The sequence below is a fragment of the Streptomyces sp. NBC_00576 genome (assembly GCF_036345175.1).
In the GTDB taxonomy this organism is placed as follows: domain Bacteria; phylum Actinomycetota; class Actinomycetes; order Streptomycetales; family Streptomycetaceae; genus Streptomyces.
On sequence record NZ_CP107780.1, the window covers coordinates 3,177,009 to 3,188,568 of the forward strand.

The window sequence follows — 11,560 nt, forward strand, 5'->3', positions numbered from 1 at the left end:
GCGGGGCGGTACCCGGAACGAAGGCATTTCCGGGGACCGCCCCGTCGTACGTGTGTCCGCATCCAGCACCCCGCCGCACAGCCACCCGTATCCCTCGCCCTACCCTTGGGTCCCATGTCCTTCACGTACGCGGAGGTCGGCGCGACCCGCGAGCGCGGCTTCCGTGCCCCGCCCGGCTTCCACCACCTGCATGTACGCACCCGCATCGGCGAGGGCGAGGAGGTCTTCCGGCGCGCCTCCGAGGCCGTCCTCACCTGGGAGATGCACCGCGCGATGGGCGTGGGCATCGACGCCACCTCCGAACGGGCGGCCCCGGACGTCGATGTCACCGTCACCCTCGCCGGTGTCATAAAGGCCCCCTGCCGCGTGGTCTGGACCGTGGAGGAATACCGCCGCGCCGGCTGGGCGTACGGCACCCTGGCCGGCCACCCGGAGTGCGGCGAGGAGTCCTTCGTCGTGGACCGCACGGGCGACGGCACGGTGTGGCTGACGATCAGCGCGTTCAGCCGCCCCGCGAAGTGGTACGCCAGGGCGGCCGGTCCCGCGACCCGAGGGCTCCAGCATGCCTATGCACGGCGGTGCGGGGTGGTGCTGCGGCGGCTGTGCGGGGGGTACGGGGAGGACTGACGTCGCCGTACGTCGTACACGCTCGCGGGGGACCCTCGCGGCGCGGCGCCGAGCCGGACATCGGAGGGGGCTGGTAGAGACCTCCGTGGCGGCGCTCGGGAACCCGTCGCCCTTGATCCCCCCGAGGAGACACGGCATGCCACATGTACGCGCCGACAGCGTGAATCTCTACTACGAGACTGTGGGTGAGGGCGAGCCGCTCGTTCTCGTCCATGGTTCGTGGAACGACCACAAGAGCTGGCAGGCCGCGATCGAGGCCGACGTCCGCGCGTCCTTCACCGTGATCTCGTACGACCGCCGCGGCCATGGCCAGAGCGAAAAGGTGACGGGCCAGGGCACCCGCAGGCAGGACGAGGACGACCTTGCGGCGCTGATCGAAGGGCTCGGCCACGCCCCCGCGCATGTCGCCGGCAACTGATCCACCGTCTGCCCGAGCCGTGACGGTCGAGTGTGCTGTCCCGGGACGACCCGCCTCGCGCGGGCCGCCCCAAGTGAGGTTTCACCTCTGCCCCCATGCCCGTCCCCCGGCCTCGGACACCGAAGGTTCACCGAGGCACGTCACCGCATCAGAACCCCCGCCCCCTCCCCCACTTCCTCCGAAGGCACCGCCACCAGCCCCATCTCGGCGCTCGACGCCAGCAGCCGGTGCGCCGGCAGAATCCGCACCGTGTACCCGTAGGGCCCCGTCCGATGAAGCGACAGTGGCCCTTCGTACTGCCAGCGCCCTTCCAGGTCGGGCCCGCCGACCGCCTTCAGTGGCACCGTCGTCGCGTCGGTGATGCTGTCCTGCGAGTCGACTCGCCCCGAGACCGCCTGGACCTCGACATCGTCCGGAGCGAGCTCACCCAGGCCCACCCGCACCCGGAGCGAGAGAGTGCTCCCCAGTTCCGCCGTCAGCGCGGGGGCGGTCGCCGCCGAGGTCTCGACGTGGTCGACCGTCACCGTGTGCCAGGCGGAGCGCACCCGGGACTTCCAGGTCGCCAACTCCCTTGCCGTGTCCGGGGTCATGGTGCGGTGGGCGCGGGCCGCGGGGGCGTACAGGCGTTCCACGTACTCGCGGACCATACGGCCGGCCAGGACCTTCGGGCCGAGGTGGGTGAGGGTCTCGCGGACCATCTCGATCCAGCGGTCGGGCAGGCCGGTCTCACCGTGTTCGTAGAAACGGGGAGTCACTCGCTGCTCCAGCAGGTCGTACAGTGCCGCGGCCTCCACGTCGTCCCGGTGGTCGGGGTCCGTGCCCGCGACGCCGTCCGCCGTGGGGATCGCCCAGCCGAAGTCGGGCCGGAACCATTCGTCCCACCAGCCGTCCAGGACCGAGAGGTTGAGGCAGCCGTTCAGCGCCGCCTTCATACCGCTCGTTCCGCAGGCCTCCAACGGGCGCAGGGGGTTGTTGAGCCAGATGTCGCAGCCCGGGTACAGCTTCTGCGCCATCGCCATGCCGTAGTCGGGGAGGAACACGATGCGGTGACGGACCCGTGGATCGTCCGCGAAGCGCACCAGCTCCTGGATCAGACGCTTGCCGCCGTCGTCCGCCGGGTGCGCCTTGCCCGCGATCACGATCTGGATCGGCCGTTCCGGGTGGAGGAGCAGATCCAGCAGCCGGTCGCGGTCGCGCAGCATCAGGGTCAGGCGTTTGTACGAGGGGACACGGCGCGCGAATCCGATCGTCAGGACGTCCGGGTCGAGCACCCCGTCGATCCAGCCCAACTCCGCGGTACCCGCGCCGCGTTGACGCCAGGACGCCCGCAGCCGCTGCCGTACCTCCACCACCAACTGCTCACGCAGGGACCGTCGTAGCTCCCAGATGTCCTGGTCGGCGATGTCCGCGACCGCGTCCCACCGCTCCGAACCGCCGACCGTCAGCGCGTCCTCGGTGCGCTCCGCGCCGATCTGGCGGGCACCGAGCCTGAACACCTCCGGCGCGACCCAGGTGGGCGCGTGCACACCGTTCGTCACCGAGGTGATCGGAACCTCGGCCGGGTCGAATCCCGGCCACAGCCCCGCGAACATCTCCCTGCTCACCTGGCCGTGGAGGAGGGAGACTCCGTTGGCCTGACGGCCCAACCGCAGGCCCATCACCGCCATGTTGAAGAGGTTCGGCTCGCCGCCCGGGTACGTCTCCATGCCCAGGCTCAGCACGCGTTCCACGTCGATGCGCGGGAGTTCGGCGTCGGGGCCGAAGTGGCGGGCGACCAGTTCACGGTCGAAGCGGTCGATGCCGGCCGGGACGGGGGTGTGCGTCGTGAATACCGTGCCCGCGCGGACCGCCTCCAGCCCCGCGTCGAAGTCCAGTCCCTCGTCGCAGAGTTCGGCGATCCGTTCCAGACCGAGGAAGCCGGCGTGGCCCTCGTTGGTGTGGAACACCTCGGGGGCGGGGTGGCCGGTGAGGCGGCAGTACGTCCGGACCGCGCGCACTCCTCCTATGCCGAGCAGCATCTCCTGGAGGAGGCGGTGCTCGCTGCCGCCCCCGTACAGCCGGTCCGTGACGCCCCGTTCGCCGAGGTCGTTCTCCTCCACGTCCGAGTCGAGGAGGAGCAGCGGTACGCGGCCCACCTGCGCCAGCCAGACCCGGGCCCGCAGCGACCGGCCGCCGGGCAGGGCCAGGGAGACCTGGGCCGGGGAGCCGTCGGGTTCCTTGAGGAGGGCGACGGGGAGTTCGTTGGGGTCGAGGACCGGATAGTGCTCCTGCTGCCAGCCGTCCCGGGAGAGGGACTGGCGGAAGTAGCCGTGCCGGTACATGAGTCCGACGCCGATCAGCGGTACGCCGAGGTCGCTGGCCGACTTCAGATGGTCCCCGGCGAGGATGCCGAGGCCGCCGGAGTACTGCGGCAGGGCGGCCGTGATGCCGTACTCAGGGGAGAAATAGGCGATGGCGGCGGGGAATTCGGCGCCCTGACCCTGAGATTGCGCCTGTGTCTGTGTTTGTGTCTGGTACCAGCGGGTGCCGGTGACGTACTCGTGGAGGTCGTCGGCGACCGTGGTGAGGCGACGCAGGAAGCGGCGGTCCTCGGCCAGTTCGGTGAGCCGCTCGGGCGAGAGGCTGCCGAGGAGCCGTACGGGGTCGCAGTCCGAGTCGGCCCAGCGCTCGGGGTCGACGGACTCGAAGAGTTCGCGGGTCTCCGCATGCCAGGACCAGCGCAGATTGCGGGCCAGGTCACTGAGCGGCCGGAGGGGCTCGGGGAGAACGGGACGGACGGTGAACCGACGGATCGCCTTCACATGCCACCTCGGTGGTCGTGCGTGATGTCAAACCTGTACGTACGCAAGGACACACGGCCATGTGCGTCCCGTCATCAACCCCTTGACGGTATCGGGGAGGGAGCGTTGGAACCATGGCGCGTATTACGCGCCCCCGTTGCGGACCGCCTGCCGATATGGCCGATTCCACCCCCGTAGGCCACCTTGTAACACTTCTCCCCGCACGAGAGGCTGCGCAGAAGGCCGCCCGGTGTCGGCGGCCGAGGAGGGGGAACTCCAACGATGAAACGGACGCGCACCAGACGTCTGCGCTGGGCGGCGGGCCTGACCGCCGCGACCACAGCCGCGGTGCTTTCGGTCACCGCACCCGCGCACGCCGCCCCGGAAGGTCACATAGCCGGCGCCGGTGAACCCGGCTCCGTCGGCGGAAGTTACCTGGTGACCCTCAAGGGGGGTACGGCGGCCTCGTCGGCGGACGGCAAGAGACTCGCCGCGAAGTACGGGGCGAAAATAAGCCACACCTACAGCACCGTCCTGAACGGCTATGCCATCCAGGCCAACGAGAGACAGGCCGCACGCCTCGCGGCGGACTCCCGCGTGGCCTCGGTCGCCCAGGACACCAGGATCACGTACGACCGCGCCGGAAAACCCGGAAAACCCGGAAAACAGGGCCGTCAGGATCCGCCGTCCTGGGGCCTGGACCGGATCGACCAGGCCGGTCTGCCGCTCAATGACGGCTACACCTGGCCGGAGTCGGCGGGCAGGGGCGTCACGGTGTACGTGATCGACACCGGCATCCGTATCTCGCACAAGGACTTCGGCGGACGCGCGAGTTACGGCTGGGACTTCGTCGGCGGTGACAGATGGGCCGGCGACGGAAACGGCCACGGCACACACGTCGCGGCGACGATCGCCGGCACGGCCCTGGGCGTCGCGAAGAAGGCCAGGGTCGTCTCCGTACGCGTCCTCGACAACGCGGGCGGCGGAACGACGGCGCAGGTCATCGCGGGTATCGACTGGGTGACGCGGAACGCCAGGAAACCCGCCGTCGCCAATGTGAGCCTCGGTGGCTACCGCAATGCCCAACTGGACGCGGCCGTACGGTACTCGATCGCGTCCGGGGTGACGTACACGGTCGCGGCCGGGAACGACGGGGAGCGGGCGGATTACCATTCCCCGGCCGCCGTCAAGGAGGCGATCACCGTCGGCGCGACCGGGCCGACGGACGACCGGGCCGACTTCTCGAACTGGGGACCGAGTCTCGACCTGTTCGCCCCGGGCGTCACGATCACCTCGGCGTCGTACGCGAGCGACACCGGCCGGGTGGCCTACTCCGGGACGTCGATGGCGGCGCCGCACGCGGCGGGGGCGGCCGCCCTCTACTTGGCGGAACAACCGAAATCCACTCCGGCTCAAGTCGCCAAGGCGCTGACGAGTTTGGCGACGTCCGGGAAAGTCTTCGACAAGGGAACTGGTTCACCGAACAAACTCCTGCGGACACCGCTCTCTTAGGAGCACTGTGCCGTTGTCGGCCCCGTCCGCCGGACGGGGCCGATGTCGTTCGCCAACCTGGCTGATCCTGGGCGCAGACATACGCGTGAGTAGTTAGCAAAGTGCCGGATTGCCTACCCGAATAGGGTGGGAAGGCTCCCCCGGTACACGACTGGGGTGCACCACGCTGGACACCCTCCCCACATCCATCCGCCCACCCACGTTGACGCGGACAGGAGCGGTCATGCCCGCCACGCACCACTCGGCAGCACCCCCGACATCCACTACCGGCACACCACCGATACACCCGCCGGACACCGCCGTCCCGCCGGCCGCCCCGGAGACACCCTCTCCGGCCCGGAAGACATCCACCGGCGCCCGGTCGAGGGTTCCGGAGCAACCGGCTCCGGAGCACCCCGCCGACGCCGGTCCGACGGCCCGCACCACACCCTCGGCCAAGGGCGAGCCGACCCCGGACCCGCCCTCGGTCACGGGCCGACCGGTCTCGGACACACCGTCCGCCACAGGCCGACCGGCAGTGGACACCCCGTCCGCCACCGGCCGACCCACCTCGAACACGCCCTCGGTCACGGGCCAACCCGCCTCGGACACACCGTCCGCCACAGGCCGACCGGCAGTGGACACCCCGTCCGCCACCGGCCGACCCACCTCGAACACGCCCTCCGCCACGGGCCAACCCGCCTCGGACACACCGTCCGCCACAGGCCGACCGGCAGTGGACACCCCGTCCGCCACCGGCCGACCCACCTCGAACACGCCCTCCGCCACGGGCCAACCCGCCTCGAACACACCGTCCGCCACAGGCCGACCGGCAGTGGACACCCCGTCCGCCACCAGGCGACCCACCTCGAACACGCCCTCCGCCGCTCCTCCGGCCGCGAAACCGGCCCAGGTCCCCCGGAGCAGCCCGCCCCGTCCCTCCGCCACGGGCACCGCGGTCGGCCGTATCCCCGTCCTGGATGTCCGCCCCCTCGTCACGGGCGGGCGCCGTCCGGCCAAGGCGGTGGTCGGGGAGGCCTTCGAGGTTTCGGCCACCGTCTTCCGTGAGGGCCACGACGCGGTCGCCGCCAATGTCGTGCTCCGCGACCCGAAGGGCCGCCCCGGCCGCTGGACGCCGATGCGCGAACTCGCCCCGGGCACCGACCGCTGGGGCGCCACCGTCGAGGCCGACGCGCCCGGTGAGTGGACGTACACCGTGGAGGCGTGGGGCGACCCGATCAGCACCTGGCGGCACCGCGCCGGCATCAAGATCCCGGCCGGGATCGACACGGAACTGGTGCTGGAGGAGGGCGCGCTGCTGTACGAGCGGGCCGCCACCGGCGTACCGAAGAACAAGGGCAAACGGGACGTGATCCTGGCCGCCGCCGAGGCCCTCCGGGACGTCGAACGCCCGGCGCCTGCCCGGCTGTCGGCGGCCCTCACACCAGCCGTCAACAAGGTGTTGCGTCGCTATCCGTTGCGTGAGCTGGTGACGTCGAGTGAGCCGTTGGCGCTGGTGGTGGAGCGGGAGCGGGCGCTGTACGGGGCCTGGTACGAGTTCTTCCCCCGTTCCGAGGGGACGCCCGAACACCCGCACGGGACGTTTCGGACGGCGGCGCGGCGGTTGCCGGCGATCGCCGCGATGGGCTTCGACGTCCTCTACCTGCCCCCGATCCATCCGATCGGGCACACGTTCCGCAAGGGCCCCAACAACACGCTGTCGGCGTCCGCGCAGGATGTGGGGGTGCCGTGGGCGATCGGTTCCGAGGCCGGCGGCCATGACGCCGTCCACCCGGATCTGGGCACGCTGGAGGACTTCGGCTTCTTCGTCGCCGAGGCCGCCCGGCACGGGATCGAGGTGGCGCTCGACTTCGCGCTGCAGTGCTCGCCGGACCACCCCTGGGTGCACAAGTTCCCCCAGTGGTTCCATCACCGCCCGGACGGGACGATCGCGTACGCGGAGAACCCGCCGAAGAAGTACCAGGACATCTACCCCATCGCCTTCGACGCCGACCTGCCCGGCCTGATCGCCGAGACCGTGCGGGTCCTGCGGCACTGGATGGCCCACGGGGTGCGGATCTTCCGCGTCGACAACCCGCACACCAAACCGGTCGTCTTCTGGGAACAGGTGATCGCGGACATCAACGCCACCGACCCGGACGTGATCTTCCTGGCGGAGGCGTTCACCCGCCCCGCGATGATGCACGCCCTGGCCCAGGTCGGCTTCCAGCAGTCCTACACCTATTTCACCTGGCGCAACACCAAGGCCGAACTCACCGAGTACCTCACCGAACTGTCGGGGGAGGCGGCCGCGTACATGCGGCCGAATTTCTTCGTCAACACCCCCGACATCCTGCACGAGTATCTTCAGCAGGGCGGCCGTCCGGCATTCGAGGCGCGTGCCGTGCTGGCCGCGACGCTCTCTCCCACCTGGGGGATCTACAGCGGCTACGAACTGTGCGAGAACGCCCCCCTGCGCGAGGGCAGCGAAGAATACCTGAACTCCGAGAAATACCAACTGCGTACCCGCGACTGGGAGTCGGCGGAGCGTGACGGACGTAGCATCGCGCCATTGATAGCGACGCTCAACGCGATCCGACGGCGCAGCCCGGCTCTGGGTCAGCTGCGTGACCTCCACTTCCACCACGCGGACCAGGAGGCGGTGATCGTCTACTCGAAACGCCGGGGATCGAACACGGTTCTGGTGGTCGTGAACCTCGACCCTCACCACACCCAGGAGGCGACGGTCTCGTTGGACATGCCGCAACTCGGCCTGGACTGGCACGAGTCGGTGCCGGTACGCGACGAGCTGACCGGCGAAACCTACCAATGGGGCAGGACGAACTACGTGCGCCTGGAACCGGGTACTCGCCCCGCGCACATCATGACCGTCCTGCGACCGTCCACCCCGCAGATCGGAGGGTCACCCACAACATGATCGTCAATGAGCCTGTCCCGGATACCTTCGAGGACACTCCCGCCAAGGACCGGGACCCCGAGTGGTTCAAACGCGCCGTCTTCTACGAGGTCCTCGTCCGGTCCTTCCAGGACAGCAACGGTGACGGAGTCGGCGACCTCAAGGGCATCACGGCCAAACTCGACTACCTCCAGTGGCTCGGCATCGACTGCCTCTGGCTGCCCCCCTTCTTCAAATCACCCCTGAGGGACGGCGGCTACGACGTCTCCGACTACACCGCCGTCCTCCCCGAGTTCGGCGACCTCGCCGACTTCGTCGAGTTCGTCGACGCCGCCCACCAACGCGGCATGCGCGTCATCATCGACTTCGTCATGAACCACACCAGCGACCAGCACCCGTGGTTCCAGGAGTCGAGGAACGACCCCGAAGGCCCATACGGCGACTACTACGTCTGGGCCAAGAAGGACGACCAGTACCAGGACGCCCGGATCATCTTCGTCGACACCGAGGCCTCCAACTGGACCTTCGACCCGGTCCGCAAGGAGTACTACTGGCACCGTTTCTTCTCCCACCAACCGGACCTCAACTACGAGAACCCGGCGGTGCAGGAGGAGATCATCTCCGCGCTGCGGTTCTGGCTGGACCTGGGGATCGACGGTTTCCGTCTGGACGCGGTCCCGTATCTCTACCAGGCCGAGGGCACCAACTGCGAGAACCTCCCGGCGACGCACGAGTTCCTCAAGCACGTGCGCAAGGAGATCGACGCCCACTACCCGGACACGGTGTTGCTGGCGGAGGCGAACCAGTGGCCCGAGGATGTCGTCGACTACTTCGGTGACTACCAAAGCGGCGGCGACGAATGCCACATGGCGTTCCACTTCCCCGTCATGCCGCGCATCTTCATGGCGGTGCGGCGCGAATCGCGTTATCCGGTCTCGGAAATCCTCGCCAAGACTCCCGCCATCCCCTCGAACTGCCAGTGGGGCATCTTCCTGCGCAACCACGACGAGCTGACCCTGGAAATGGTCACCGACGAGGAACGCGACTACATGTGGGCGGAATACGCCAAAGACCCCCGCATGCGGGCCAACATCGGCATCCGCCGGCGCCTGGCCCCCCTCCTCGACAACGACCGCAACCAGATCGAACTCTTCACCGCGCTGCTGCTGTCCCTGCCCGGCTCGCCGATCCTCTACTACGGCGACGAGATCGGCATGGGCGACAACATCTGGCTCGGCGACCGCGACGCCGTCCGCACGCCGATGCAGTGGACCCCGGACAGGAACGCCGGCTTCTCCTCCAGCGACCCCGGCCGCCTCTTCCTGCCCACGATCATGGACCCGGTCTACGGCTACCAGGTCACCAACGTCGAAGCCTCCATGTCGTCCCCGTCCTCGCTCCTGCACTGGACCCGGCGCATGATCGAGATCCGCAAGCAGAACCCCGCCTTCGGCCTCGGCTCCTACACCGAACTGCCCTCCTCCAACCCGGCCGTGATCGCGTTCCTGCGCGAACACAAGGACGATCTCGTCCTGTGCGTCCACAACTTCTCCCGCTTCGCCCAGCCCACCGAGCTGGACCTACGGGCGTTCAGCGGCGCACACCCGGTCGAACTGATCGGCGGAGTCCGCTTCCCCGCCGTCGGTGAACTCCCCTACCTGCTCACCCTCGCAGGCCACGGCTTCTACTGGTTCCGGCTGCGGAAGGACGCGACGGACGCCACCGCGTAGTACGTGGTCGTGCGTCGTCGTACGTGGTCACATGTGCCGAACCCCGGGCGGGCCGGTTTCCCCCGTCCCGCCCGGGGCACGCATCAGTCACACCCCGCCCCGGGCAAAGGACGCGACGCCATGTCGGAAGCCATCACCCGCTCCGCCACGACAGGTCCCGACCTCCTCGCGTCCCTTGATCCACTGCTGCGCGAATGGCTGCCCAGACAGCGCTGGTTCGCCGGCAAAGGACGCCCGGTCACCGACTTCTCCCTGGTGGCGGCCACCGAACTGCTGCCGATCACCACACAGCTGGGTCTGTACCACCTCCTCGTACGTGCCCATCAGCCCGCGCTGCAGGGCCCCGGGGACTGCTACCAGCTCCTCATAGGTGTGCGCGAGGCGCTGCCGCCCCGGCTGGCGCCCGCGCTGATCGGACACGTGGACCGGGGCCCGCTGAGCGGCCGGACGGTGTACGACGCCCTGTACGACGCCCGGCCGGCCGAAGTGCTCCTGGAGGCGATGCGGACCCGGGCTCGGATCGGCGCGCTGCGCTTCGACCGGGACGGGAACGGAAGCGGGGACGGAAGCGGAGACGGCAAGGGCGCAGCCAGGGACGACGGTGGGGGCGAGGGTGAGATACCCGCGGGGCTGGTGGCCCGGATGGTGACCTCGGAGCAGTCCAACTCGTCGATCGTCTACGGCGATACGTTCATCCTGAAGCTGCTCCGCCGGGTCGTACCGGGCGTCAACCCCGACCTGGAGCTGCCGCTGGCGCTGGCCCGCGTGGGCTGCCCCCGGGTACCGGCCCCGGTGGCGTGGATACGCGCCGACGCCGCCGGGACGACCGATCCCGATGCGGAGCTGAACGCCGAGGACAGTTACGTACTCGGCGTTCTCCAGCCCTTCGTTCGGGGTGCGGCCGACGGCTGGGAGCTGGCGCTGCGCGAGCTGGCCAAGGGGGAGGACTTCAGCGCGGAGGCGCGGGCGCTCGGGCGGGCCACCGCCGAGGTGCACATGGCGCTCGCCCGCGCGCTGCCCACGGTGACGCTCGGCCACGCGCAGTTGCGCCCGCTGGTCGACGGCATGGTCGAACGCCTGGACGCGGCGATCCAGGCCGTACCGGCTCTCCACCCGTACGCGCCCGGCCTGCGCTCGGCGTACGAGGCGCTGGCCGACCTCGCCGCCGAGGGCCAGACCTGGACGGCCCAGCGCATCCACGGCGATCTGCACCTCGGGCAGTGTCTGCGTTCGCCGTCCGGGGAGTGGTCGCTGATCGACTTCGAGGGCGAGCCGTCGAAGCCGCTCGCGGAACGGCGGCTGCCGCAACCTCCGGTACGGGACATCGCGGGCATGCTCCGCTCCTTCGACTACGCGGCCCACTCGCTCCATCCCCGGTCGCCCGACTGGGCGGCGGTGTGCCGGGCCGCGTACTGCGCCGGGTACGCGGAGACCTGCGGCCGGGACCCGCGTACCGATCCCGTACTGCTGCGGGCGTACGAGACGGACAAGGCGGTGTACGAGGTGGTGTACGAGGCCCGGCACCGTCCGGACTGGCTTCCGGTACCGATGTCGGCGATACACCGGCTGTCCGCACCCGGCTGACCTCCTGCGTCAC

The 11,560-nt window shown here is 69.7% G+C and carries 7 protein-coding genes; 6 read left to right on the plus strand and 1 reads right to left on the minus strand.

Features of this window, described 5'->3' with window-relative positions:
• Nucleotides 1-114: 114 nt before the first annotated feature.
• Nucleotides 115-627: a DUF1990 domain-containing protein gene (locus OG734_RS13150; RefSeq protein WP_330287671.1), complete on the plus strand. Its 513-nt coding sequence runs from the start codon at nt 115-117 to the stop codon at nt 625-627.
• Nucleotides 628-763: 136 nt separating this feature from the next.
• Complete coding sequence (locus tag OG734_RS13155; RefSeq protein ID WP_330287672.1) at nt 764-1,045, plus strand: alpha/beta fold hydrolase; 282 nt, start codon at nt 764-766, stop codon at nt 1,043-1,045.
• 140 nt (nt 1,046-1,185) lie between these two features.
• Here the strand turns inward: OG734_RS13155 and glgP are convergent, their stop codons facing one another.
• Entirely contained in the window at nt 1,186-3,846 is a 2,661-nt protein-coding gene (glgP, locus tag OG734_RS13160; RefSeq protein WP_330287673.1) for an alpha-glucan family phosphorylase, read from the minus strand.
• A gap of 261 nt (nt 3,847-4,107) precedes the next feature.
• Here glgP and OG734_RS13165 point away from each other — a divergent pair, with 261 nt between their 5' ends.
• The 4 genes from OG734_RS13165 to OG734_RS13180 all read left to right on the plus strand — a co-directional run bounded on the left by OG734_RS13165 (nt 4,108) and on the right by OG734_RS13180 (nt 11,547).
• Nucleotides 4,108-5,337 carry a S8 family peptidase gene (locus OG734_RS13165; protein WP_330287674.1) on the plus strand — a complete coding sequence of 410 codons (1,230 nt, stop codon included), beginning with the start codon at nt 4,108-4,110 and terminating at the stop codon, nt 5,335-5,337.
• Between the two features lie 814 nt (nt 5,338-6,151).
• Complete coding sequence (locus tag OG734_RS13170; RefSeq protein WP_443065083.1) at nt 6,152-8,254, plus strand: maltotransferase domain-containing protein; 2,103 nt, start codon at nt 6,152-6,154, stop codon at nt 8,252-8,254.
• Complete coding sequence (gene treS, locus OG734_RS13175; RefSeq protein WP_330287675.1) at nt 8,251-9,963, plus strand: maltose alpha-D-glucosyltransferase; 1,713 nt, start codon at nt 8,251-8,253, stop codon at nt 9,961-9,963. Before OG734_RS13170 ends, treS begins: the two co-directional genes overlap by 4 nt.
• Nucleotides 9,964-10,083: 120 nt before the next feature.
• A complete protein-coding gene (locus tag OG734_RS13180) occupies nt 10,084-11,547 on the plus strand; it encodes a maltokinase N-terminal cap-like domain-containing protein (protein ID WP_330287676.1) in 1,464 nt (487 codons plus the stop codon).
• Nucleotides 11,548-11,560: the final 13 nt, after the last annotated feature.

Coding starts and splice junctions, on each gene's coding strand:
- OG734_RS13155 (WP_330287672.1), top strand. CDS start 764: ATGCCACATGTACGCGCCGACAGCGTGAATCTCTACTACGAGACTGTG.
- OG734_RS13165 (WP_330287674.1), top strand. CDS start 4,108: ATGAAACGGACGCGCACCAGACGTCTGCGCTGGGCGGCGGGCCTGACC.
- OG734_RS13150 (WP_330287671.1), top strand. CDS start 115: ATGTCCTTCACGTACGCGGAGGTCGGCGCGACCCGCGAGCGCGGCTTC.
- OG734_RS13180 (WP_330287676.1), top strand. CDS start 10,084: ATGTCGGAAGCCATCACCCGCTCCGCCACGACAGGTCCCGACCTCCTC.
- treS (WP_330287675.1), top strand. CDS start 8,251: ATGATCGTCAATGAGCCTGTCCCGGATACCTTCGAGGACACTCCCGCC.